This window comes from Bradyrhizobium sp. JYMT SZCCT0428 (assembly GCF_018131075.1).
Taxonomy (GTDB): Bacteria; Pseudomonadota; Alphaproteobacteria; order Rhizobiales; family Xanthobacteraceae; genus Bradyrhizobium.
On the sequence record NZ_JAFCLS010000032.1, the window covers coordinates 16463 to 40873 of the forward strand.

Consider the following 24411-nt stretch of genomic DNA (forward strand, 5'->3'; position numbering starts at 1 on the left):
ACAGGGATCGAACCTGTGACCCCTACCATGTCAACGAAGCCTCAGAACAGGAAAATGCATCTCGTTCAAGCCGTTACACCTCCGACCGCCTGCGAACGTCGGTAGACCGAACGGCGAACGAAGCAGGTGCAACGCGCAAGGCGCGCGCAAGCCCCCAGCCTTCAGAAATGCGAAGGCCCGCCACGGCAAATGGCAGGCCCGATCGCAAAGTTGATTTCAGCACCATCGATAATGCCACCGACCTAGCCGAGCAGCAAGGGCTCGCAAGCCGACAGGCCCGACGCCTAGTCCGGCTCTACTCCTTGACGGCAGCCGCGGCCGCCACGATCGCGGCCTTGGCGTACCCCGCGCGGTGCCAGCGATGACGCAGATGACTCACCAGAAAATCACCCGCGCAATCGGTGGGACCGTATCTGTCACCAGCATCCGCGACCCGGCCGAGGGCGACACGAAGTACGTCGTTTCCTACCAGAACCGTGGCGGCCTGCAGCCTTGGTTGTCCAAGCACCACTTCTCAGACGTCGCCCAAGCTGATGCTGGCGCGCTGACGTTGGCCGATTTCCTCGGTGCGGAGGTGCGATGATGAGCATCATTGTCAGCCTGCCACCGCCTGATTGGACCAAGGAACTACAGCGGTACGGCAGCGGCGCACCGCACGCTAGCCTAGCCAATGCCTGCGCCATGCTCCGCGGCGACCCCGACCTGCAGGTGATGCTGGCTTTCGACGCAAGACCATGCTAGTATCGGCGGCGCCTTGGGACTTCGACCCGGAGTCGTTCAGTCCCCGCCCATGGTCTCCGCATGATGATCTGCTAGCGACCGAGTACATCCAGCGAGCCGGGATAACTGTGAAGCCACCAACCACCGCGCAGGCGGTTGAACTAGTTGCTCGAGAGCGACCCTATCACCCGGTCAAAGAGTATCTCGAAAACAGTGAATGGGACGGAACGCCGCGGCTGCGCTCAATGTTCGCAACTTATTTCGGTGCCGCGCCTGACAACTACGTCGCCAATGTTGGCAGTAGCTTTATGATTGGTGCTGTCGCGCGTGTTCTAAATCCCGGTTGCAAGCATGATCATGTTCCGATCATTGAAGGGCCACAGGGCATTGGAAAATCCAAGGCGCTAAAGATCCTGTTCGGTTCGTTTTTCTGCGATGAAGTCGGAGACCTTGGTTCGAAGGACGCCGCGATGCAGTTGTCCGGCGTTTGGGGTTTCGAATTGGCCGAGCTCGACGCTTACTCTCGCGCTGATGCGGGGCGGATCAAGGCATGGATATCGCGAACGGTCGATCGGTTCCGACCACCCTACGGAACGCGAGTTATCGAGTGTCCGCGCAGTTGCGTCTTCGTCGGCAGCACGAACGGCGACAACTATTTGAAGGACGAAACCGGGAACCGGAGATTCTGGCCTGTAAAGGCGACGCGGATCGATGCCGCCGGCCTGGCCCGTGACCGCGATCAGCTTTGGGCCGAAGCCTACAGGCTCCATCAGGGCGGCGCGCCTTGGTGGTTCATCAAGCCTGAAGTGGTCGAGCAGGCCCAACGCGAGCAGCGGGACCGCCTGATAGACGATCCATGGTGGGACGTGATCGTCGCCTATCTTGAACCCCGCAACAGCGTGTCGGTCGCGGAGGTGCTCACAGAGGCGGTCTGCATCGACCGCTCGCGCTGGGGACAGGTCGAGCAAAACCGCGTTGCACGCTGCCTGAAGGCCTACGGATGGTGCCGGGTACAGGTCCGCACTGGTGGCAAGCAATCTTGGCGGTACAAGCGATTGGCCGAATGACGGGCAATAGCCACCACTTTGAACCGGTTACCGCGAATAAACCGGTGACACCGAAAATCATTGCGACACAGAGCTTGCCACCACTGTAACCACTGTAACCACTTCATTCTCTCTATCTATTATTACGCGGGAAGGGGTTTCAGCCTTTCGATTGTAACCGGTTGCACTGGTTACGCCCGCCGCGTCGACCAGCGCAGACCCCATGCCCGTGTCGAGTGGTCCCGCCCAGCACCAATCGCCATTGAAAACAAACGGGGGGGCCTCGCGGTCTCACCGCACCACTACCCAGCTCCACCACATGCGGTGTCGCCGGGAGATTTTTTCTCTCCGGGGAAACTCTCTCACCCCTAAATCAAAGGGAAGCAAAGTAAGAGAAACCCCCGTTTTAAGGGCACTTCTCGCTACTATTATTCGAACGGAAAGGTCGAAAATCAATGACGGAATCAAAAAACATCGGCAGGGGTGGGCCCAGGCAGGGCGCAGGCCGCCGGCCGAAAATGGCAACGATCGACTGGAATCAGGTGGGGCTCAGTTACTTCAAAGGCAGTGAATCTCTCGACGATATTCTTGCCTCGTTTAATCTAAGTCATGGCGACCTTTTGGCCTATGCCGCGTCAAATCACTGGATGCGGCGGCCGAATAAGCCGCACCCCGACGACTTGGGTGACCTGGCCAGCGCGCTCGCGATGGAAATGTTTTCGATCGAGAAAGTGGCGGATCGAGGCTCGCGGTTCGTGTCGGCCATGGTCGCGCTTGGCGCACGCGACGCCGACATCGCCGAAGCTCTTAAAATTTCACTGCCGGCGCTGAAAGCTGAGTTCAGCAAAGAGCTCCGACGATTTGCCCAAAACTGATGCCGAACGCCAACGGAAGTCGCGTAAGCGGCGGGAGTGTGGCCGCGCCGTACTGCCGGTGGAAGTCTCCTTGGGTCAGCTAGCTGATGTGCTGGTCGACAGCGGGCTCCTCGACGAATGGGACGCAGAGAACAAGGCCGAAGTCGCGAAGGCCATGGCGCGCGTGATTGACGGGTGGCTCGGCACGGCGTCACCCGTGACCGGGTTTGCTAAGCGCGTTCGCTAGATTCGTCTCCAGCAATTGATTCGCGAGGAGAACATGGTGCAAGCAATCCGAGCCGCAGCAGATATCGAAATTTCGCATCGGGCGACGGCATTTGCGCATTTCGCGGCGCTCACGGGCGCTCACAAAAAAAATATGAGCGATGCGTTAAAGGACTTCGAAATCCGCTTTCAAAGGAGTCGACAACTCGAGGCGGTCCGAGGTTTCGTGGCAAGACAGAAGGCCGCGATCAGCAGCGGCACTACGACTGACACCACATGGGCAGCGCCTCTCGTGGCGCAAAATACGTTAGAACGTGGTTTTATAGAATATTACCGAACGCGAACGGTACTCGACAAAATTCAAGGTTTCCGCAGGGTCCCCTTCAACGTCCGTACCAGCGCCGCAACATCGGGCACCGCTGTTAGTTGGGTCGATGAAAATCAACCGACGCCTGTCTCTGCGATGAGCTTTGAAGGTTTGCAGTTTACGAAATCGAAAATCGGTGGAATCGTTGTGATCACGCAGGAGCTCGCACGCTCGTCTGATCCTGCGGCGCCGGAGCTAATTCGCGATGATCTCGCTGCTGCGATGGCGCAATACAGCGATGAGCAGTTTCTGAATCCGAGCATTGCCGCAACGGGTGCCTCTCCCGCAAGCATCGTGAATGGCGCAACTGAAATCACCTCGAGCGGCACGACGCTTGCCGCATTCACGCAGGACCTGGAAGACCTGTTAGGCGCACTCAGTACAAACCTTACGGCACCGTACATCGTAATGCGCCGCTCCACAGCATTGTGGGTGTGCCGCTTGAAAAACGAATCCGGCAGCGACGCATTCCCGAGCATGGGAGCAATGGGCGGCCAAATTTGGGGCATTCCCGTGATTGTAAGCGATAGCGCGCCTCTCGACTCAGATTCACCAGCGCAGCGAAACATCGTCGCGTTGGACGCTGCAGAGATTTTGGTTGCCGAAGGCGGAGTCGAATTTCGCACGAGCACCGAAGGCACTATCGAAATGGTAGACACTCCGGACTCTCCGACAACAGGCGCTACTGTGCAGACGTCGCTGTGGCAACGAAATCTTATTGCGATCGGCGTGAATCGCTTCATTCGGTGGCAGCGCCGGCGAGACGGCGCCGCTGCGTTTCTATCGAGCGTACCGTTCTGATGGGTCTCCTACGTAAACGCCTTATTAAAAGCGGAGTCGGGCAGATGGACGTAAAATTGATTGAAGGGCTGATGGAAGCGATCGCGCCGCTCATCAAAGAGCATGTTGAGGCGAAGATCGCTCCACTCAACGCGCGTATCGTTGAACTCGAGAAGGGCGGAATCAGATATTTGGGCGTTTTCCAACGCGCGATCGATTACCGAAGAGGATCCGTGGTCACGGACGCGGGCAGCGCGTGGGTTGCATTGACCGACAATCCGCAAAACACGCCAGGGCATTCCAGCGATTGGCAATTGATGGTTAAGGCGGGAAAGGACGCGAAATGACGATCGATCATGCGACCAAGAACGTGGATGATGTTGTCTCGAGAGCCAAGGACTCTGCATTGCGGATCATCAAGGAATCCGAACAGCGTTTCGTTGACAGCGTCGTGGCGCGCGGTGCCATGACTACCGAACAAGCTTTAGACATTCTGGACGAACAGCGCGCCGCGGCGCTGGATGGGCTCGACGAAGCAATGAAACGTCTACGCGCGTGGCTGCTGCGCGGTGGCGTCGATACCCACTAGGGCGTGTACTCATAAATCCAAGGACATCCGTGGGCTTAGCGCTTTACCCCCAATAGCGGACATCCGAGGGCCGGGCTAGAATGTCCGCTTTGTGCCTGCCATAACCGACTCATGCGCCGCAGCAAAGAGCCTCACTGTTCGATGACCTCATCGGCGCGTGCGAGAACATTTGGCGGGATTTCGAGGCCGAGCGTTTTGGCGGTTTTGAGGTTGATGGCGAAGAGGAACTTGGTCGCTTGCTGGTACGGAATTTCGCCCGGCTTGGTTCCGCGCAAAATCTGATCGATTTGCCCGGCCGCGCCTCTATAGGCTTCGGAGAGCTTGATGCCGTAGGCCATCAACCCGCCGGAAGAGACGAACTCCGGATAGGCGTACATCGCCGGCAGGCGGGCGGCCGTTGCCAGCTCGGAGATAAGCCCGCGGTTTGCGATGTTCTCGCTCTGATCGCTCGCGAGGAGCGCTTGCGCGCCTGCATCGGCGATCGCCAGGATGACTCGGCGATACTCCGGCTCCTGAAGAGAACCATGAAGCTGCGGCCCAACAAAGTTCAGGCCATGCCGTTGCGCAGCCTCCCGAAGGGCCGGCCCGTACCACGAGTCCCAAGTCTCGTGGTCCGCAAGGAAGCCTATGCGGGAGAGGCCAGGGATAGCTTCTTTCAACAGTTCGAGACGCTTCCCCCAAACCTCTCGACCAGCGTCGACACTGACTCCCGTAATGTTACCACCAGGCCGCGCCAAGCTCGTCGCAATGCCGGCAGCGACCGGATCGGCCGAAATGCCGACGATCGGCATGGTTAGGGTGGCGGCTTTTAGCAACAAAATCATTTCGTTCTTTCCCGACAGGATCACGTCTGGCCTGCGACCTACAACCTCACGGGCCAGATCGGCATATTGCGCGGTCCGCCCCTCGGCGGAATATCGCTCGACACGTAGGTTTTGGCCTTCGATATAGCCGAGGCGGCGAAGCTCCGCGAAGAACGCGGGGAACCACGGGAGACGGTCGCTCGCCTCGTTCATCTCGGACACGGGGTACGACGGATGGGCAATGGCAATGCGGTAAACCTTGCCCGCCTGCTGCGCCTCAGCGCGGCTGAGCGCGGCGGTGCAAACGAGACCGCCAATGAACGCGCGGCGCCTCATTTGATCCCCTCCTTGGCTCCTGAGCCGGGAGCGTTACATCGCTTTAACTTGCGCTATCTTATCACGTCGGAATGAGGGCGGGCGTGCTAAACTGGATACACCGGCTCACGATCACGGCCGTTCTGGCCGACTGCCAAAAGTCGTTCTCGGATTTGTGAATACACGCCCTACCACGAGCGGGACCATGTAAACCGGCATAATCAAAGTTTGGAACGACGATCGGGGCTTCGGCTTCATCGAGCGCGACGAAGGCCCTGATGTCGTTAGCGCGTTCATCGTGCGTGCCTTCCCACCCGTAACAAGCGAGACCCGTCTAATCAGCCTACGCCCTTTTCGTAGTCGATCACCTCGCCCCAGTTCGGGCGGGGGTCGACCCAGCCCACGCTACCGCATTTCGTGCATTTGAGGTGGGCTAGAATGTCTGGCCATTGCCGGTCTGGCAGGTCGTCTAGGCTTAGAGCCGCCCAGTGCCAGCAACGCGGGCGCTGATCGCCGTAAGGTGGGCCGACGCAATAGATCAGGATGGACTTGAAGCCAGCGGCCTTAGCGGTCGTCGGATTGCCGTCAGGCCAGTAGCGAAGTCGAGAGTCGGGTTTGCGGCGCCAAGGCATCCCCCATCGAAGCGGTCGCGCGGCGCTAAGGCAAATTATCAATCCCTTGGGGATCGGAGTGGCGAGTGACTACAGCGCGTAGCGGGTGTGGAAAGCTGTCTGCAATGCTATGGCGGTGCGATGTTGATAGCTCTTAGTCGTCCGTCGACAATGCGCAACAGATGATTGGCGAGAAGAACTATTTCCATCGCCTCGTCAGGCTCGTTTATATCAACGTCTCGGTGCGAGTGCGGATTTTTGTAGCATCCGATTGCACCAGCAAACAGTGAAGAGCGTGCTTGCCGTTCGCTTTTTTCGGCGGTTTTATCGGTCAAGGGGCCGGTGTCTTCGTGAAATGCACTCCGCATAAGTGCCGTTCCAAGATCGCCGTCACCAAATCCTCCTGCTTCGCGAACGTAAATTTCGACAGCTTTCATCGCCAAGAAGGCCGCCACATCGAACTCTGCTCGAATAAAGGCAGCCCAGACTTTGTCGGCAATCCGCGGGTGAAGTAATTCTTTCGGTATCCTCCTGGCTTTCGCGAATTGCGTTACGTCGACCGCAGATTGGATTTTTTTGGCACGACGACTGAGTATTTTCCAACCGTTCGCTCCATTCGTTCCGGGGGCCGGTATGAGTAAACCTTGCACCTCCAACCAGTTCCAAGCCTCCGCAATGGCCACTTCAACTTCGTCGTTGCGACCATGATATTTGTGACCGCCCTGGTTGGCGTGAAACAGAGTGTTGGTAAAGTTGCTTTGGTGAAGTTGATTCCCGTCAACTTTTGCAGCCATGAGGACGAGGCCGGCGAGTTCCTCTACCTCCATTAAGAGTAGATGTTCGACCGGCACGACTTCAGGAAGTGAACGCATGTTGGTAATTCTCCGAGATGGCTTAATCGCACCAAGGCCTGCTTCGCCTTCGATCCCGCCAGTTTTTGCCAGCCCTCTCGCAGGCGTCCCGAATATACGGGAGTGTACGAATGATATCGCTTCGACGCGCCCAATGACTGCGCCCAAATGAATCATCAAATCCGACGACCTGATAGTCGCCCCGCGCTAAAGTCTCATGGTCCGGGACGAGGTAGACGCTAAAGCTCTCCCCGACGGCAAGCGTCTTCGGAAAACACGCTGTCGGGCCGCCGCCCAAACCCCATTCGTAATCTAGATCAGGGCCCTGTGGTGCACGCGGCAGAACGTTGAGAATGCCGTAGCTTTTATCTTTGAATGGACCACGATTAAATACGATCAAGGCCTTCATGAGCGTTGCCTCGATCGGGCCCATATTGGTCGCAGCCAATTGCAGAACCTCAATGTCCTCTGCGCCCTGCTGCATGATAGTCACCATTGCAAATGAGACGCGGACCACCGGCTTCGGATAGATAAACTTAGACCAGACGTTCCAAAGAAAACTAGCGGTGGCAACGATCGCTGAAAAGATGCTGATGGCCAACGCCCAATCCGCAGTTGTCACTTCTTTGCCTTCAGTCCCAGTTCTACAAGCCGGCGGATGGCTTCGGAGCGGCTTGGCTCATCGGCCTGCTGATCCGCCCAGGCGTCGACCGTTGCAATGAATTCGTCGGACAGCCGGAATGTGCGGGTTGGATCGACGCCGGTTGGCTTCCTGCCGGCACCGGGGCGTTTTCCTCCCCTCGTCTTCCGTATTGCTTTTTTCATTCTATAGTATTACGCTTTTCAAGCTTCAAAAACAAGCGGCCCGCCGCGGTGCTACCAACACCGTGACAGGCCTGGCCCAAACTATGAGGTAAGTCATGGCTCAGGTTGATTCTGAGAATAGCACACCTATGCCAGCCGAAAGCACCGGCGGGCTTTACTTCCCCACAGACACACCGCCGTTGTTCCAAGCCATCGGGCAACTGCGCAAAGACGCGCCTACGTGGCCGTGGAAGCTGATCCAACGCGCACGTCTCTCGAACTTCTGGCGGTCGAACCCCGGAGGGCGAATTGATGGCGACGTAACGGCACGAGCACAGAGTACACGCGATTCTAATCGTGGCGGCCTTACCCATACAGCTGGAGGACGCATTGCTCGTTCTCCGGGCGGCGGAGCGCCTTGTGCGAGGCTTCCTAACCGAGCCAGAGCCGGTTAAGGCGGCGCAGATCGTGAGCATGGTCCGGGATTGCTCGGACCTATCGGCCTAATAAAGCAGCCCGCCATCAGACGTAAACGCAGAGTCTGCGTTTACGTCTTTCCGGTTCACGCCCGGCGGGTTGTCTTTTCGTGATCGACGTCACACCGGCAGCGAATCGCGCGGACACCGGGAGTGAATTGTGGCGTCGCGCACAGCTTTCGAACCGACCTTTGATGGCTCCAAACATAATCCACAGCATTGTAGTGCAAGAAAGCCAATGAAATTGGGCTTTAAACGCTACTTGGGAAAAACATCAGAAAACATCGCTTGCGTAACCGCGCGGGTTAAGGCTTCTTGTCAGGCAGCAGGACAACTGCGCCCGAAGGGCAGTTGTCCAGCTGCCATACCCCGCCCGGCCCTTGGCCGCTTGGCGGGTTTTTTGTGCCCAGAAGCGCACTGCAACCAACACTTAAATCCAGAACAACCCGGTCGGCTCCGTCGACGCGGGCGATCCTGCTTGGAGATTTTCGCTATGAAATTTCTAAACCTGTCGGGACTGAAGGAAAAAGGCATCGTGTATTCGATGCCGACTATCCGAAAGCTTGAGGAGGCGGGGCAGTTCCCCGCTCGGGTTTGGCTCAGCAAGCGCAAGGCTGGTTGGATCGAGAGCCAGATCGATTCCTACTTGCAGAAGCTGGCGAAGCAATCCGACGGCCAGACCGAGAAGGCCCGGCGTGCTGCACAGAAGGCCGCCTGATATGAGCACCGCCAATCCTCTGTCACTCTTCGACGACATGCTCACCGAGGCGCAAGTCTGCGAACGCTACCGTAACCTACTCAGCGCGCGGGAATTGCGGCAAGCGCGTCGAAACGATCAAATCGAATTTATGACCGGCAAGAAGAACATGATCTCTTACCGGCCAATTTGGGTCGCGAACTATTTGGAAAGGAAGGTCACAACATGTCGGCCGCAGTTGCAGTGCGCCTCTGGGAATACGGCGGATACTGGATCGGCCACGTCGCCGGCTCCGACTATCTCTATGCCAACTGGTACGACCAGCGAACAGGACGAACGCACCGCCGAAGCCTTGAGACAAAAGTTTTCGCCGAAGCTCAAGACCGCCTGATCGCTCTGGCCGGCAGCGCCAAGGTCAACGCGAGCCGCTCGCCGGACGCGGTGTTGCTAAGCGCTGCGCTTGATTTCTATTACGAGAACGACGTCAAGCTGAAGCCTTCGGCAAAGCCGGCGTTTCGGGCGATTCAGCTTGTGATCGAATATGCAACGGCAAAAATCGGCCCCACCGCGCGCGTGTCCGCGTTCTCGAAGATACAGCAGCGGGAATTCATGCGTTGGTGCGTCAAGACCTACGATCACAAGGCTGGCACGATCGCGCGCAATCTCTCGGTAGTGTCGGCGGCGTTCGGCTTCGGAACAAGATCACAAATCGTCCGCGACGGTTTCGGCATCGAAAAAGAAGTTCTGCTGCTCGATGAGACGCCGCGCGTGGTCACTCAGATGTCTGAAGTGGTCGCACTCACAGAATTGCCGGAATCGGCGCCGCGAGATTGGCTGCCTAGTTTCGAAGAATTTGGCCGGTTCATCGATGCGATCGACGCTCGGCAAGAGAACCTGTTCCGCTTTGTCGTGATCGCGCTCAATACCTGGGCGCGGCCCGAGGCCATAATCGACTTCCGCCCGAAGGCTCAAGTCGATTGGTCCTTTGGCCTTGTTGACCTCAACCCTCCCGGCCGCCGCCAGAACAAGAAGCGACGACCAAAAATCAAACTGACCGACAACCTGACCGGCTGGCTACAGCACTGGAATACTGACGCGCCCATGACTTGGGACGGCAAGCCGGTGACCACGATGAAGAAGACGTTCAAGCGACATGCGGAAGCCTGCGGGATGCCAAACTTCACCCAGTATACGGTGCGTCATTTCATGGCCACGCACGCGCGCCAGATCAAGCCGCCGGTGTCGAAGGAACAGCGGGACGTCTGGCTCGGCCATGCCGATAGCCGCACCGCCAAATGGTATGAGCATCGGGACCCGGAGTTCCTTGAAGACGCCCGACGCGCAACGGATTCCCTAATCGAAGAACTTCAGCGCTTCACCACGCGAGCGCTATCGACGCGCAAACTACGCGCAAAATCGTCATTCAGCGTGGTTCAAGGAAAGGAAAGGTAGAGAGAAATGCCTTGTTTTACAGTAAAAGATGGTGGGCGCGACAGGGATCGAACCTGTGACCCCTACCATGTCAAGGTAGTGCTCTCCCGCTGAGCTACGCGCCCTAGATTGGGATGACCATCCCGCTCCAGCTTTGTTCGTATTGGGTGCGGTCCGTATATCGGCTCCAAAGCGCCCCCGCAAGGACGCTTCTGGGTAATTTCCGGTGTGATTTCGAGCTAAATAGACCCGAATCAGGCCGCCAGCATCTTGTTCACTTCGCTGACCAATTCGCGAAGATGGACCGGCTTGGCCAGCACCTTGGCGTTTTTCGGGGCTTCCGAATCGGAATTCAGCGCAACGGCCGCAAAGCCGGTGATGAACATGATCTTGATATCAGGATCGAGTTCCGAAGCGCGCCGCGCCAGTTCGATGCCGTCCATTTCGGGCATCACGATATCGGTCAGCAGCATCTCGAACGGCTCCTCGCGCAGCCGCTGATAGGCGGACAGGCCGTTATCATGGGGCGAGACCTGAAATCCGGCGTTTTCCAGCGCGTTGACCAGGAAGCGGCGCATGTCGTTGTCGTCTTCGGCGAGGAGGATTTTGTGCATGGCGGTCTGTCGTCGAATCCGGCTTGGAGGGTCAGTCTGCACACTAAGCCCGACAGACGGTAAAGATCGGGTGAAAGGCAGCAGTGTGCAGGTCACGGAGAGCGGCGCTATTTCTGTACCGGAACGCGCCAGAGATCAATCAAGGCAGGCGTTTTCCGCATTGGAGATGTGTTCCAGCACCATTGCGGCTTTTTTCACTGCTTTTTTGCTTGGCAGAATGATTGTGATTACCGACAATGCGTTCTCATAAAATCTCTGGTTTTCCGGCAGAATCGGTTGCTCTATCGCGAGGCCTGATCGACTGTCTTGATCGACTGCTTGGGAAGCACGGATCCAAGGGACGGCGCCCGACGATGACCCAGTTTGATGGCGAACTGTCGCCTCCGTTCGAGATCGTGGAGCCGGCCACCTGGCGGGCGCCGATCATCTTCAATTCCCCGCATTCCGGCTCGGTCTATCCGCTGGAATTCCTCAACGCGTCCCGGATCGATCTGGCAGCATTGCGCCGCTCCGAGGATTCGTTCATGGACGAACTGATCGCTGATCTGAGCGATCGCGGCTTTCCGACGGTGCGGGTCAATTTTCCACGCTCCTATGTCGACGTGAACCGCGAGCCCTATGAGCTCGATCCGCGCATGTTCACCGGCCGGCTGCCGAGCTTTGCCAATACCCGCTCGATGCGGGTCGCCGGCGGTCTCGGCACCATCCCGCGCGTGGTCGGCGACGGGCAGGAGATTTACCGCGAGCGGCTCAATGTCGATGAGGCGCTGGGGCGGATCGAGGCGCTCTACAAGCCCTACCACCGCGCCTTGCGGCGGCTGATCAACAAGGCCCATCAGGCCTTCGGCACCGTGATCCTGGTGGATTGCCACTCGATGCCGTCGATCGGCGTCTCGCGCGACGAGCCGCGGCGGCCCGATATCGTGATCGGCGACCGCTACGGCACCAGCTGCGCCGCACTGCTGCCCGACGTCGTCGAGGAGGTCATGAGCAGGCTCGGCTATTCGATCGGCCGCAACAAGCCCTATGCCGGCGGATTCATCACCGAGCATTACGGCAACCCGGCAAGCGGATTGCACACCGTGCAGCTCGAACTCAACCGCGCGATCTATATGGATGAACGCCGCCGCGAGCGCTCACCGCGCTTTGCGCAGGTGGCGGCCGATTTCACCGTTCTGGCCGACGCGCTGGCCACCGTGCCGCTCGGCGACCTCGGGCCGTTCCAGGCCGCGGCGGAGTAATTTGATTCAGTCATTCCCCGGTGCGCAATTGCGCACCTGAGGCCTGGTCCTTCGGACCATCCCGGAATGACAACCCCAAAAGAAAAAAGGGCCGCTTGAATGAACAAGCGGCCCAAGTCTAGGGAGGAAACGCCCAAGGAGGGCAGCGATAGGGCGAGGCCCTACCGCACCGCAACAATATGCGGCCGCGCTGCACAAAACGCAAGTCCTTTCGAAACTTTCCCAGCGTAATCCCGGCGAGGCTGGCCGTTATGCAACAGGTCGGTTAAATACAATTTCTCTTTTTATATTCAATATCTTACAGAGAAAATTCCGTGGGAACCCGGTGTTACGGAGCGGCCACAATTCACAAATCTCGATGTTGTGAATGGCCGTGTCACCAAAAATGCATGCCTAAACGAAGCCGATTCGAAACCCCAAAGGGGACCCTGAGTCGGATGAAAAGGGACCCTTAGTCGGATGAGATGGGAATAACATTCCGTTAATCGTGCGCCCATCGCAGGATTGAGCTAGGCAAGAACGCGAACGCTTGAACGCCCCTCCGCCCTTTCAAGGAACTGCCGTGACGGTCATCGATTTCACAGCCTTTATCGGCCGCCTTGCAACCGCCTCCGGCGAAACCATTCTGCCGTTCTTCCGGACCTCGCTTTCGATCGACAACAAGAGCGCCAAGGATTTCGATCCCGTCACCGAGGCCGACCGCGCCGCCGAGGCTGTCATGCGCCGGCTGATCAAGGGCAACTTTCCCCAGCACGGCATCGTCGGCGAGGAATTCGGCAACGAGCAGGAAAACGCCGAATATGTCTGGGTGCTCGATCCGATCGACGGCACCAAATCCTTCATCGCAGGTTTTCCGATCTGGGGCACGCTGATCGCGCTGATGCACCGGGGCACGCCGGTGTTCGGGATGATGCACCAGCCTTATATCGGCGAGCGTTTTTCCGGCGACAGCGGCTCGGCGCATTATTCCGGCCCCTCGGGCGAACGGAAGCTTTCCGTGCGGCGCTGCGCCTCGCTGGCGGACGCGACCTCCTACACGACAAGCCCGCTATTGATGAACGCCGCCGACCGGGCCGCCTTCGGCAGGGTCGAAGAGGCGGTGAAGCTGACGCGCTATGGCGGCGATTGTTATTCCTACTGCATGCTGGCGGCCGGTCATCTCGACCTCGTGGTCGAGACCGAGCTGAAGCCCTATGACATCGCGGCCCTGATCCCGATCATCACCGGCGCCGGCGGCATCGTTACCACCTGGGACGGCAAGCCCGCCCACAGCGGCGGCCGCATCATCGCCGCCGGCGACGCCCGCGTGCATGAAGCGGCGATGAAACTACTCAACAGCTAGCGCATTCTTTAAAGGACGATCTTCGGGCAAACGCCTGATGTTGCCCCCCGGGAAACCGGTTTCACCCCGCATCAAGTGCGGGGCAGGCCCCGTATCAAGCGCGGGCAGGTTCTTTCCTCGGGACAAACGGTTTGCCCGGGAGGCCACGGAAGGCATCGCATGGACGCACTGCTGATCGTGGACATGCAGGTCGGGCTGCGGAGCGGCGATCCCAAGCACGATCTGCCAGCGGTCATCAACCGTATCAACCGGCTCGCCGCCAGCGTGCGCGCGCAGTCCGGCATGGTCATCTTCATTCAGCACTGCGGCGACGCCGGCGACGATTTCGAACCGCAATCGCCGGGCTGGGCGCTGCTTCCCGAACTCATCAGGGATCCCGCCGATGTCGTCGTTCAGAAGAGCATGAACGACCCCTTCGCCGGCGCCGAGTTGCAGGCCCGCCTCGGCAGGATCGCGCCGGACCGCGTCCTGGTGACGGGGTGGGCCACCGATCTGTGCGTCGATGCCACCGTCCGATCCGCCGTCTCGAACCAGCACAACGTCGTCGTGGTGACCGATGCCCACACCTTGAGCGACCGCCCCCACCTCGATGCGGCCAGCATCATGCGGCATCATCATTGGGTCTGGTGCAATCTCATTTCCCCAAAACCCGTCCGGCTCGCGGCCACCGACGAACTCGTGCTTTGACCGCAGCGATAACGTAACCCGCCGGACAAAAATCTGCTATAAGCACGCAACGCGACAGACGCTTTAGACATCTGCGCAGGGAGGGCTTGCATGAGGATTTGGGGGGCGCTGGCGGCCGGATTGTCGCTGCTGCTATGGCCGGCCGCGGGCATGGCACAGGATTTTCCGACCAAACCAATCAAACTGATCGTGCCGTTCCCACCCGGCGGGCCGAACGACATCATCGCCCGCGTGGTCGGCCAGCGCATGTCGGAGCTGGTCAAGCAGCCGATCGTGATCGAAAATCGCAGCGGACAGGCCGGGGTGCTGGGCACCGACGCAATCGCGAAAGCCGCGCCCGACGGCTACACCATCGGCATCACCAGCGCGAGTTCGCTCGTCATCAACCCCTCGCTGGAAAAAATGCCCTACGACGTGCGGAAGGACCTCGCACCGGTCACGCTTGTCGTGACCGTGCCGGAAATGCTGGTCGTGGCCAGCAACGTTCCCGCCAACAACATGGCGGAACTCATTGCCCTCGCCAAGGCGCAGCCCGGCAAGCTTAATTTTGCCTCCGCCGGCGTCGGCGGCCTGCCGCATCTGGCCGGCGAATTGTTCAAGCTGACCGCCAAACTCGACATCGTGCATGTGCCCTATCGCGGCGCGGCGCCTGCGATCAACGACCTGCTCGGCCAGCAGGTGCAGATGACGTTCCTCGATTTGCTGGTGATCCTGCCGCATATCAAGGCGGGCTCGCTGAAGCCAATTGCACTGGGCTCCCCCACCCGCGCCCCGACCGCGCCCGACGTGCCGACCACGGCGGAAGTCGGCATGCCGGATCTGTTGATCGAGAACTGGTACGGCATGATCGCGCCGGGCGGCACACCCGAGAAGATCGTCGCTGAGCTGAACCGCATCGCCAACGAGGCGATGGCCGACGCGAGCGTCAAGGCAAAACTCGCCGATCAGGGCCTCACCGTGGCCGGCGATACCCCGGAGCATTTCCGCGGCTTCATCGACTCTGAAATCAAGAAGTGGTCGAAGGTGATCAAGGACGCGGGCCTCGAGACGGCGAAGTAATTCTCGCCAAGCATGGCGCTGTGCTCACGCCATGCGGCCACTCTCGCTTCTACACGGGAAGCAGAAAAATCACGCCGCGACGAAATCCTCCTGGCGCTCCGCCAACACCGGGCGCTAGCGGCGAGTCATTGCGCGCGGATCAGACACCTGCTCACCTGCTGGTCGCAATAGCGCATGCATTTGTTCTGATGCCCTCGCCAGTCACCGCCCCCGCCAGTCGGGTTGGCACATCTGCCAACGCAATTTGCGGCCCGGTCCTCGCACCGAAAAGGTGACACTGCTTCTGCCTGTGTATTGAGGAGCATTCCGGTGCCTATGAGGGTGATCGCGACGAAAAGCTGCCGTGTCATGGTCTGACCTCCTGAAAAAGGCATGAGACGCTCGCCAGCCTACTCCTTTTGAGAAAGTCGTCTATTGGCCATCAGGTCATTCCCGCTGCAATGCGGAATTTGGCGTCTCCGCCTGCAGCGTGCGACAGCAACGCGCGGACAATGCTTGATGCTTTTGCGGTATGGTTCAGTATTCTGGCCTCCAAACTGGAATGTCGAGGACGTGCCATGGTGTCGCAAACGATCGGCGGGCTGGACTCCAAGGCGCGCCTGGCATCGGACCCGATCGAATCCACGGCCGAATCCACACCATTGGTGCGCACGTTCCACCAGATCCTGCTCTGGCCGCTTCAACTGCTGCCGCTGAAGGAAGGCTCGCAAATCCATCATCACTGGGAGCTTCTCGAGAAGGATGCCGGCCGGATCTGGAAGGAAGTGGATGATGAATTCTGCGCCGATCCCGACGCCTTCCAGGAACGGCATTATCGCGAGTTCGTGACGTTCCTGCCCTATGTGCAGCGTCTGCTCTACGGCGAAGGCGCCAAGCGCCGATCCATGGCCGCCTACGGCGAATCCCCGATAAAAGCTTACCGCCGGACGGACGTGGCAGCGGTGCGGATCCTGTTCCCCGAACGGGACGCACCTGTTGTCTTCGATGTCCGGCATGTCGATCTCTATTTTTTCTATGACGTCGACCTCGTCATTCTTGCCGTCGAAGTGTCCGGCTCCGACCTGCCGCTCGACGTGGTGCAGGACTCCCTGCACCGGTTCGGCCGCGCCTATCCGGCGGGCTGGACGGCAGAGGGAGACGGCATCAACTGCCCCCGCAAGGTGGAATGGCTGGCGGCAGACGGGCGCGTGCTCGCGGTGTCGGACTACGAGGACAGAAAGCAGTATCTGGCATCGGTGTGTCGCGAGCGGGCGCCGCCGCTCGCCGCGCACTGGCAATATCTGCTCACCCCGATGGCGGCGCATCACTCCGATCAGGCGGGAGCGTTGCGGTTCCGCCAACTCGAATATTATCGCATGCCGTTGATGGCGTATCTCGCCGTCGAACATCCGGAGCGGCTGACGCGGGCAGACTTCGCCCGGCTGGCCTACGCGAACGCACCCGGCGACCGGCATGCGCTGCCCTACTCCGAGAAATATCTGACGAGCTTCGAAGAAAACCATTGTTACGACAGGTACTACGACGAAACCCAATCCGACGCCCGGCTGCGCACACGCGTGATGTGCTGCGATCACGCGTTCCTCATCGTCGGCGACGCCGCAAGGCCCGTATTCCTGGATGCGGAGCGCGGCGTTCTTGGCCAGTTCCGTCATCAGTTCTTTCTGCTGGCGCTGATCGCGCACATGCACAAGGGCGCCTTGCTGATGATGTCCGACCGCCTGGTGCACGCTGTGACGCGTCTCAATATCGAGCAGCAGGAAACCGTGCGACGATTCCGCGCCGAGATCAGGAGCCTGCTCGAAATATTCCTTCGCTTCACCCACCGCTACTGGTTCCACGACGTATCGGAGCACGTGCAGACGCGCGAGGTGTTCCATGCCCTGGTCAAACACCTCGGCACCGATCGCCTGTACGTCGATATCAGGGAAGAGCTGAAGGATATGGGCGCCTATCTCGACAGCGATCTTCTGCGTCGCCAGTCGAACATCTTCCTCAGGCTGACCGTCGTGACCATGATCGGCCTGATCGGCACCACCACGACCGGCTTCCTCGGCATGAGCAGCCTGATCGCCGCCACCGACCATCATCTCGCGGCGAAGGCAGTTTACGTAGCCGTAACGGCGGCCGCTTTCGCAGCCCTCACGCTCTATACGCTGGCAAAGTCGCAGCGCATTGCGGGTTTCCTCGATGCGCTGACCAACGAACGATTGCCGCTGCGAACCAAGGCCGACGCATTGCTGGATATCTGGCGCAAGAAGTGATGACTGCTTGCCGCGTGCGCCACGCCAGGTTGGGCGCCGCAGATCAATTGCCGCAGACGCGGTAAAACGGCGAGCAACAAACTCGTATCAGAGCCATCGAGCGCGTTTGAAACGCACATAAAGCACCGCGCACAGCACGGCGATAACGCCGACGACGACAAAGTAGCCGTACTGCGTCTTCAACTCAGGCATGTTTTCGAAGTTCATGCCGTAGATCCCGGCGATCGCGGTGGGCACGGCCAGGATCGCGGCCCACGCGGCCAACTGCCGCGTAATCGCGCTCTGACGCTGCTGCTCCAATAGATTGCTCACTTCGAAAACCGAAGTCAGCACGTCTCGCAACGAGTTCACCATCGCTTCGACGCGCCGCACGTGGTCCAGGACGTCCTGGAAATAGGGCCGGGCGTTGGCATCGAGGCACGGTGTCTCAAGGTGTACGAGCCGGCCACAGACCTCCATCATGGGGCCGATGATTCGCTGAAAGCGGATCAGCTCCTGGCGCAGCCCGAAGAGCCGTTTGACGTCGGCGCGACTGAGAAAGCTGTCAAGGGCGCTTTGCTCCATCTTGAGCACGTGTTCCTCGATCGTCTCGACCACCGGCAGGTATCCATCAACGATGAAGTCGAGGATGGCGTGCAAGACATAATCCGGACCATGTCCCAGCAAGCTGGGGGCCGCTTCGAGTTGGGCGCGCAGTGCGCTGTGCGCCCGAGCCGAGCCATGCCGAACCGTAATGATAAAATTCTTTCCGACAAAAATCGCTGTTTCGCCATGGGCGATGTGATCCTGCTCAAGATGAGCCGTGCGCGTCATGACAAACAGCTGATCGCCGTAGACGTCAATTTTCGGCAGCTGGTTTGCCTTGAACGCATCCTCGATCGCGAGCGGATGAAGCCCGTAGTTCTTCTCGAGTTGCTCAAGCTCTTCTTTCGTAGGCTCGAATAACCCGATCCAGACAAACTCGGACTTGCCCTTGCAATCGATGGGCTCGTCCAGCGAAACGGCTTTGACATTCTTGCCATGACGATACAGGTGGGCTGCCACAACGCTCACAACGAGCTTCCTCCGAACATGATGAGCGGGAGCACACCCTACCACATAAATGGCCCGGATAATTCTTGTGGCAGCGTTGCAGCCTGCATCACGCCCTCGGATTTGGCTTGCGGGCCGAGCGTTAATTTTATGAGTACAGCCCCTCAGTAATCCAGCCGTCCGAACAATTCGCCGAACGGGATCATGATGTGGGTCCGGTACGCGTCCCGCGCTTGCAAGGCGCGGTACCAGCGCTCGACCTGCGGCAATTGTGGCCGGTCGATTTCCAGTTCGAAATAGCGATAGAGCGACGTCCCGGCGGTGATGTCGGCGAGCGACAGGGTCTCGCCGAGCAGGAAGCTGCGTCCTTCCAGCAACCGGTCGAGTTTTTCGAAGTCTCTGGCACAACGCGCCAGTGCTGCGTTGATCGCCGGCCAGTTTCGCTTGTCTTCCGGCGTCCGGTAAAATCCCCAGAACACCCCGGTGAGGAAATCCGGCTGCAGCGCGGTTTGCGACCAGTCCATCCAGCCATCGACGGCGGCGCGGACGACGGGATCATCGGACCAGAAGCGTCCGGCGCCATGGCGTGCCGCCAGATACCGGAGAATCGCATGCGATTCTCACACGACGGCGTCGCCGTCCTTGATGACGGGCATGCGGCCGTGCGGGTTCATCGCCAGAAACGCCGGCGTATCGAGCCCGCCGGCCGAACCGCCGGCGCCGATGTGTTCATGGGCAAGGTCGAGCTCGCCGATCAGCCACATGACTTTCTGGACGTTGAATGAACTGCGGCGTCCCCAGACCTTGAGCATTGAGTTTCCTCCTCCATAGCGTTTTCGAGCGAAGCGGGTACCGGTTCGCGTAAAGAAAACGCGTCAATCAAAGAGCCTTCACTTCGGCGCCATCTTGCGCAGATGTTCCACCAGTTGCTGCGCCGGCTTCGGCAGCGACTTGAAACTGCGGGCGCAGATCGCAAGCCTGCGGTTGGCCCAGGGATCCCTGATCCTGACGACATTGATCTTCATCGACCGCGCGCAGCGCCTGGCCGCCACTTCAGGCATCACGGCGACGCCGATGCCGGCGGAAACCATCTGCCCGATCGCATCGAAATTGTTGAGCCGGGCGCGGAACCGCAAGCGTGCGCCGAGCCGCGCGGCGTGGCCGGTGACATGGGCGTGCAGCGCGCTCGAGGTGATCAGGCCGACGAAATCCCGCTCCACCACCTCGCGAAAATCGACCTGCCGCCGGTTCGACAGTTCGTCCTGGCGCGCGGTGACCAGCACCAGACGATCTTCGCTGTAGGGGATCCGCTCGATGCCGTCGGGCAGCGCGTGTTCGGCGGCCAGCCCGAGATCAGCGGCGCCACTGGCGATGGCGCGCGCGATGTCGGCGCTTTCGCGCTCCTCGACGTCGATCGAGATATGGGGATGCTGGCTCAGGAAGGCGGCCAGCGCCTTTGGCAGATATTCCGACAGGCCTGAGGTGTTGGCGAGGAAGCGGACGGTAGCCTTGACGCCGCGCGAGAAGGCGGCGAGATCGCCGCGCAGCGCGTCCACATTGTGCATGACGATGCGGGCATGATCGAGCAGGCTTTCGCCGGCCGGCGTCAGCTCGACGCCGCGGCGGCCACGCTGCAGCAGTGACACGCCAATTGCGGCTTCCAGGCCCTTGATCCGCGCGCTGGCCGAGGCCAGCGCCAGATGCACGCGGTTCGCGCCATTGGTGATGCTGCGCGTCTCGGCCACCGCGATGAAGAGCTGTAGGTCGACCAGATCGAAGCGCATCACGAATTCCGATATCTGCCTTCGGCCTGGCCGAACGCTGTCTCCGTAATCTCCAGATTGTGCCGGATAGCGCGATCGGTCAATGTGGCGGCATGATCGATTCCATGCTCATTCTCATCGCGGCCGCGTTCCTGCTCGCCGGTTTCATCAAGGGCGTCATCGGGCTCGGGCTGCCGACGGTGTCGATGGGCCTGCTCGCGCTGACGATGGCGCCCGGCCAGGCGATCGCGATCGTGATCGTTCCGGCGATCGTCACCAATATCTGGCAGACCTTCGGCGGCCCTTACTTGCGCGACATCATGCGGCGGCTGTGGCCGCTGATAGTCGGCACCGTGATCGGCATCTGGCTCAACGGCGGGCTCCTGACCGGGCCCTATGCGGCCTATGGCACCGTCATCCTCGGCGTGCTGCTGGTGATCTATGCCATCGTCGGCCTGTGCAAATTCAGCTTCAAGGTCGCGCAACGCGACGAGAAGTGGATCGGCGGCATCGTCGGCCTTGTCACCGGCGTGATCTCGGCCGCAACCGGCGTTCAGGTCATCCCGTCGATGCCGTTCATGCAGGCGATCGGCATGCAGAAGGACGAACTGGTGCAGGCGCTCGGCGTGTTCTTCACGGTCGCCACCGTGGCGCTCGCGTTCAACATCACCGCGGCGGGTCTGCTGACGGCCGCAACCGCGCTGCCGGGCGCGGTGGCGATGGCGGCGTCCTTTGCCGGCATGTTCATCGGCCAGGCGGTGCGAACGCGGATGCAGCCGGACGTGTTCCGCCGCTGGTTCCTGATCGCGATGATTTTCCTCGGGCTCTATCTCGCCGTCGGCGGGTTTCTGAAAATTCACGGCTAGCCAGCAGCGTCTGGTTGCCGGATGGCCGCCCATGGAGTCGGAGCGCGGCGCTATCTGTCGGCGCCAGAAACGGATACGGATTTAGGAAAAACCCGAGCATCAGGCTTCAGGGAAACGTTGACGTAAGGCCAGTCCGGCAAGGCGGCGATCGGCTCTCTGGGAATGTACTTGCTCTTGGCGCCGCTGAGTTGGGTCATTTCAGTGACGTTAAGCCGGATGCGCCCCAGCTGCGCTGCGGCCACGTCCAGATCAACCGGTATCTTGACGTGGAACAAGCGCGCATTTCGACAATCTTTCTCAGCGAACAGCGCCTCCACGGGTACGGCAGAATGACCAAGCTTTACCCACGCTGCGCTTGACGCGGTGCGATCGACCTTTTTTCCTTCTAACACCAGCGACCAGTTGACCACCAGATTCTGGGGAGCCGGCCGCCAGATGTTCTCATTGGCAGGAAGTGCTGCGCACTTCTCGCCCTCATTCCCACTGGCACTGATGCTCAGCTCGCTGATGAGCAAGTTCGACTTGGAGAGATTTTCGAGTACGACCTCAAGCTGGGACTCCGACGCGTTTTTTGAAGATGTCATCTTCAGGAATCTCGCATAGTGAGGAACTACCCAATCAGGATCGTCCATCAGCACCCGCGCGGCGGCTGCACTCCACCAGCCCTTGATATCTTTTCCGCCCTGTTTCCAATCCAATTCGCCGAGGCGGAAGGTCAAGCTCCTCGGGCCAGCTTGCAATTCAATGATATCGGTCGCGCTCGGTTTGTTTGCGGACTGTATCGAGATCCGATAGCGGGCCTCGGTCGGTGGTTGGGCCTTCGGGAGTTTGTCAGCGAGAAGTTTGGCTGCGCTGACGTCGTCGGATCGCTCTCGCGTGACATAGCCCTTATCGTCCGAGGACGGGAGCTGAGTCACTCCAACCGGGTTCAAACCAGACAGATATACATCCTGATTGAAGGCGCTATTCTTGAATGATAATCGGACGTCGAGCCGAAGTTCGTACGGTCGATCGGCATTGAAATTCATGCCCTCGGGAATAGCTTGATTCAACGCGGTCAGCACAACCGCTGGATCGGTTTGTAATGAGGCGCGCTGACGCGTCTGCATGAATGCCGCCTTGAACGCCAGGTAAGGCAGTGAGCGCGGGCCCGACGGCTTGACGATCGAGAAGTGATCAGAGTTGATGGGATCTACCACGTCATCGCAAAGATTGGTGGCGCTGGCTTGCGGAACGACCACGATCCCGTATGTGGCAAGAGTTTCGAAGGCGCAATACGAAGGAAACTTGAACCGGGCGGCCCGCCAATCGAGCTGTGTATTCGCCAAGTCACTCGCCCTTTCCATGGGACGAAGCGCTTTTACCTGAGGGCCCACTTTTGGCACCAGGCCGACAATGGCTGCTATCTCACTCCCGGTCGTCGGGGTCGCAAAGAAATAGCTCATTCGTACGCGGCTCGCGACCTCCCGGTATTTCAGCAGATAGTTGCGCAAGACCAGCCCGCCCATGCTGTGCGCAATGAAGACGATATTGTTGTGCTGGCTCACTCCATCGGCATTGAAAATGAGCCGCATGTTTTCCGCCACTTCGTTCAGCGACATCGTTGACGATACTGACGTCGGGTACTCGTACACATAGATGCTTGCGCCATCGAAGTCCTTGTCGCTTGTAAGCAGCGCCGGCCAGTAGGTATTCCCGTTTGTCCAGGTGTCCTTGCTGTCGCCGATGATGCCGTGAACAAATACGATGACCCAATCGTGGCCTTGAACCTCGCGGATGTACTTTGATTTTTCTTCAGGGCTCGCCGCCAAGCATAATGTGGGGATCCACAGGCCAACAAAGGCGACAAGAATGGAAGCTGCTTTCAATCGATGGAGCATGGCTTCGCCTCGTGCAATGGCTGAACTCAGCCTACCAAGATGCGCCGCGTTTCGCACTAGATATTCTTAATCCATGCAACCGAAGAGCGATCGATGGGAGGCGCCGCCGCAAGGCCGTTAGCGCCCGTTGGCGAAGGCCATCGTACGCTCTCCACCATCTCCAATGACGCCACGCTTGGTATTCAGTTTTGAAGCCAGTGCTCCGAACGCTACGCCGTGGCTTTGTCGGCATCGTCCGTTCATTGCGCCACTTCGCGCAATCCGAAGTCGGCGAAATGGAAGGCGATCAGCTTCCTGATCTTTTCGGGCTTGGACCCGCTTCCGGATCATAACCGGGGTTCCAGCCGTTTTGCGCGACGCGTTCCCTGACGCGGACCGGGCGGCTTCGCCGAAACCGCCCTCACCCAAATGGGGTAGGTCAGCGTGTCTGCAGCATCGCCACGCGAAACCCGAGATAGACGAACATCCCGCCGAGCACGCGGTTGATCCAGGCGATCACGCGCTGGGAGTGCCGGATGCGGGAGGCGGCCTTCGACGCAAACGCCGCGACGCCGAGGCACCACAGCGTGCCGTTGAAGATGAAGATCAGGCCGAGGGCCAGGAAGGCCGCCGTCTTGTGTGGCGAATCAGCGGCCACGAATTGCGGCAGGAACGCCAGGAAAAACAGCGCCACCTTCGGATTGAGCGCGTTGGTCAAGGCCCCCTGCCAGAACACCCGGCGTAGCGGGATGGCATCGTCCTGCACGGCTATGTCGGCGACCGGACTCTGGCGCGACAACAGCATCTGGATGCCGGTGAACACCAGGTAGGCCGCGCCAACCAGCTTCAGGACGGTGAAGGCGGCCGCCGACGTCAGCAGCAGCGCCGACAGCCCGATCGCGGCGCCGAACACGTGAACCAGGCAGCCGCAGCTGATGCCGAGCGCGGCTGCCGCCCCGCCGCGCCACCCCAACTGGACGCTGCGGCCGATGATGTAGGCAGTATCAGGCCCCGGCGTGACGTTGAGCAGCAACCCCGAGAGGATGAACAACCAGAGTTCGTTAATGCCGAGCAGCTCACCCATGATTTTGACCAGTTCCCTCGTGACAATCCATCGG

At 59.7% G+C, this 24411-nt stretch carries 27 protein-coding genes and 1 tRNA gene; 16 read left to right on the forward strand and 12 right to left on the reverse strand.

Translation table 11 applies throughout. The features are described from left to right. Positions 1–361 precede the first annotated feature (361 nt). From JQ575_RS28365 to JQ575_RS28400, 8 genes are all read left to right on the forward strand, one after another. Positions 362–583 (forward strand): hypothetical protein, encoded by a 222-nt coding sequence (locus JQ575_RS28365; RefSeq protein ID WP_212036508.1) that lies wholly within the window; start codon positions 362–364, stop codon positions 581–583. Then, a complete protein-coding gene (locus JQ575_RS28370) occupies positions 583–741 on the forward strand; it encodes a hypothetical protein (RefSeq protein WP_212036509.1) in 159 nt (52 codons plus the stop codon). The genes JQ575_RS28365 and JQ575_RS28370 overlap by 1 nt, the downstream gene beginning before the upstream one ends. A gap of 107 nt (positions 742–848) precedes the next feature. Next, complete coding sequence (locus tag JQ575_RS28375) at positions 849–1787, forward strand: virulence-associated E family protein (RefSeq protein WP_212036510.1); 939 nt, start codon at positions 849–851, stop codon at positions 1785–1787. Between the two features lie 434 nt (positions 1788–2221). Next, positions 2222–2641 (forward strand): hypothetical protein, encoded by a 420-nt coding sequence (locus tag JQ575_RS28380; protein WP_212036511.1) that lies wholly within the window; start codon positions 2222–2224, stop codon positions 2639–2641. Positions 2642–2711: 70 nt separating this feature from the next. After that, positions 2712–2867, forward strand: a complete 156-nt coding sequence (locus JQ575_RS28385; protein WP_212036512.1) for a hypothetical protein — start codon at positions 2712–2714, stop codon at positions 2865–2867. A gap of 33 nt (positions 2868–2900) precedes the next feature. Then, positions 2901–4013 (forward strand): phage major capsid protein, encoded by a 1113-nt coding sequence (locus JQ575_RS28390; RefSeq protein WP_212036513.1) that lies wholly within the window; start codon positions 2901–2903, stop codon positions 4011–4013. Positions 4014–4057: 44 nt separating this feature from the next. Further along, positions 4058–4339, forward strand: coding sequence for a hypothetical protein (locus JQ575_RS28395; RefSeq protein WP_212036514.1), 282 nt, complete (start codon positions 4058–4060; stop codon positions 4337–4339). After that, a complete protein-coding gene (locus JQ575_RS28400; protein WP_212036515.1) occupies positions 4336–4581 on the forward strand; it encodes a hypothetical protein in 246 nt (81 codons plus the stop codon). The genes JQ575_RS28395 and JQ575_RS28400 overlap by 4 nt, the downstream gene beginning before the upstream one ends. A 131-nt stretch (positions 4582–4712) precedes the next feature. Here the strand turns inward: JQ575_RS28400 and JQ575_RS28405 are convergent, their stop codons facing one another. From JQ575_RS28405 to JQ575_RS28420, 4 genes are all read right to left on the reverse strand, one after another. Then, on the reverse strand, positions 4713–5720 hold the full coding sequence (locus JQ575_RS28405; protein ID WP_212036516.1) for an ABC transporter substrate-binding protein: 1008 nt from the start codon (positions 5718–5720) through the stop codon (positions 4713–4715). Positions 5721–6438: 718 nt separating this feature from the next. Next, a complete protein-coding gene (locus JQ575_RS28410) occupies positions 6439–7182 on the reverse strand; it encodes a TIGR02391 family protein (RefSeq protein ID WP_212036517.1) in 744 nt (247 codons plus the stop codon). A gap of 22 nt (positions 7183–7204) precedes the next feature. Further along, positions 7205–7762, reverse strand: coding sequence for a hypothetical protein (locus JQ575_RS28415; protein ID WP_212036518.1), 558 nt, complete (start codon positions 7760–7762; stop codon positions 7205–7207). A 17-nt stretch (positions 7763–7779) separates the two neighbouring features. Beyond that, positions 7780–7986, reverse strand: coding sequence for a hypothetical protein (locus JQ575_RS28420; RefSeq protein ID WP_212036585.1), 207 nt, complete (start codon positions 7984–7986; stop codon positions 7780–7782). Between the two features lie 948 nt (positions 7987–8934). Here JQ575_RS28420 and JQ575_RS28425 point away from each other — a divergent pair. Together JQ575_RS28425 and JQ575_RS28430 are read left to right on the forward strand one after the other, a co-directional pair. Further along, on the forward strand, positions 8935–9159 hold the full coding sequence (locus JQ575_RS28425; protein ID WP_212036519.1) for an AlpA family transcriptional regulator: 225 nt from the start codon (positions 8935–8937) through the stop codon (positions 9157–9159). 204 nt (positions 9160–9363) lie between these two features. Next, entirely contained in the window at positions 9364–10590 is a 1227-nt protein-coding gene (locus JQ575_RS28430; protein WP_212036520.1) for a hypothetical protein, read from the forward strand. 29 nt (positions 10591–10619) lie between these two features. Here JQ575_RS28430 and JQ575_RS28435 read toward each other — a convergent pair. Both JQ575_RS28435 and cpdR read right to left on the reverse strand, forming a co-directional pair. Beyond that, positions 10620–10694: transfer RNA gene (locus JQ575_RS28435), tRNA-Val, on the reverse strand. Between the two features lie 129 nt (positions 10695–10823). Beyond that, complete coding sequence (gene cpdR / locus JQ575_RS28440) at positions 10824–11183, reverse strand: cell cycle two-component system response regulator CpdR (protein WP_212036521.1); 360 nt, start codon at positions 11181–11183, stop codon at positions 10824–10826. Positions 11184–11536: 353 nt separating this feature from the next. On the opposite strand from cpdR, the gene JQ575_RS28445 reads away from it, so the two are divergent. The 5 genes from JQ575_RS28445 to JQ575_RS28465 all read left to right on the forward strand — a co-directional run bounded on the left by JQ575_RS28445 (position 11537) and on the right by JQ575_RS28465 (position 17773). Then, positions 11537–12424 (forward strand): N-formylglutamate amidohydrolase, encoded by an 888-nt coding sequence (locus JQ575_RS28445; protein ID WP_212036522.1) that lies wholly within the window; start codon positions 11537–11539, stop codon positions 12422–12424. A 562-nt stretch (positions 12425–12986) separates the two neighbouring features. Further along, positions 12987–13766, forward strand: coding sequence for a histidinol-phosphatase (hisN, locus tag JQ575_RS28450; protein WP_212036523.1), 780 nt, complete (start codon positions 12987–12989; stop codon positions 13764–13766). 159 nt (positions 13767–13925) lie between these two features. Then, the gene (locus JQ575_RS28455) at positions 13926–14453 is read left to right on the forward strand and encodes an isochorismatase family protein (protein ID WP_212036524.1); all 528 of its coding nucleotides are present in this window, start codon (positions 13926–13928) and stop codon (positions 14451–14453) included. A gap of 90 nt (positions 14454–14543) precedes the next feature. Further along, the gene (locus tag JQ575_RS28460) at positions 14544–15512 is read left to right on the forward strand and encodes a tripartite tricarboxylate transporter substrate binding protein (protein WP_212036525.1); all 969 of its coding nucleotides are present in this window, start codon (positions 14544–14546) and stop codon (positions 15510–15512) included. Positions 15513–16069: 557 nt separating this feature from the next. Then, a complete protein-coding gene (locus JQ575_RS28465; protein ID WP_212036526.1) occupies positions 16070–17773 on the forward strand; it encodes a hypothetical protein in 1704 nt (567 codons plus the stop codon). A gap of 87 nt (positions 17774–17860) precedes the next feature. Here JQ575_RS28465 and corA read toward each other — a convergent pair whose 3' ends face one another. The 4 genes from corA to JQ575_RS28480 all read right to left on the reverse strand — a co-directional run bounded on the left by corA (position 17861) and on the right by JQ575_RS28480 (position 20589). Beyond that, complete coding sequence (gene corA / locus JQ575_RS28470) at positions 17861–18826, reverse strand: magnesium/cobalt transporter CorA (RefSeq protein ID WP_212036527.1); 966 nt, start codon at positions 18824–18826, stop codon at positions 17861–17863. A 143-nt stretch (positions 18827–18969) separates the two neighbouring features. Beyond that, entirely contained in the window at positions 18970–19329 is a 360-nt protein-coding gene (locus JQ575_RS44985; protein ID WP_249166948.1) for a glutathione S-transferase C-terminal domain-containing protein, read from the reverse strand. Positions 19330–19425: 96 nt separating this feature from the next. Then, positions 19426–19617 carry a glutathione S-transferase N-terminal domain-containing protein gene (locus JQ575_RS44990; RefSeq protein ID WP_249166949.1) on the reverse strand — a complete coding sequence of 64 codons (192 nt, stop codon included), beginning with the start codon at positions 19615–19617 and terminating at the stop codon, positions 19426–19428. Between the two features lie 78 nt (positions 19618–19695). Beyond that, positions 19696–20589: a LysR substrate-binding domain-containing protein gene (locus JQ575_RS28480; protein ID WP_212036528.1), complete on the reverse strand. Its 894-nt coding sequence runs from the start codon at positions 20587–20589 to the stop codon at positions 19696–19698. A gap of 92 nt (positions 20590–20681) precedes the next feature. Between JQ575_RS28480 and JQ575_RS28485 the strand changes: the two genes are divergently transcribed. Beyond that, positions 20682–21434, forward strand: coding sequence for a sulfite exporter TauE/SafE family protein (locus tag JQ575_RS28485; protein ID WP_212036529.1), 753 nt, complete (start codon positions 20682–20684; stop codon positions 21432–21434). Positions 21435–21484: 50 nt separating this feature from the next. Here JQ575_RS28485 and JQ575_RS28490 read toward each other — a convergent pair whose 3' ends face one another. Together JQ575_RS28490 and JQ575_RS28495 are read right to left on the reverse strand one after the other, a co-directional pair. After that, a complete protein-coding gene (locus JQ575_RS28490; protein WP_212036530.1) occupies positions 21485–23314 on the reverse strand; it encodes a triacylglycerol lipase in 1830 nt (609 codons plus the stop codon). 418 nt (positions 23315–23732) lie between these two features. Continuing rightward, complete coding sequence (locus tag JQ575_RS28495) at positions 23733–24368, reverse strand: LysE family translocator (protein WP_212036581.1); 636 nt, start codon at positions 24366–24368, stop codon at positions 23733–23735. Positions 24369–24411: the final 43 nt, after the last annotated feature.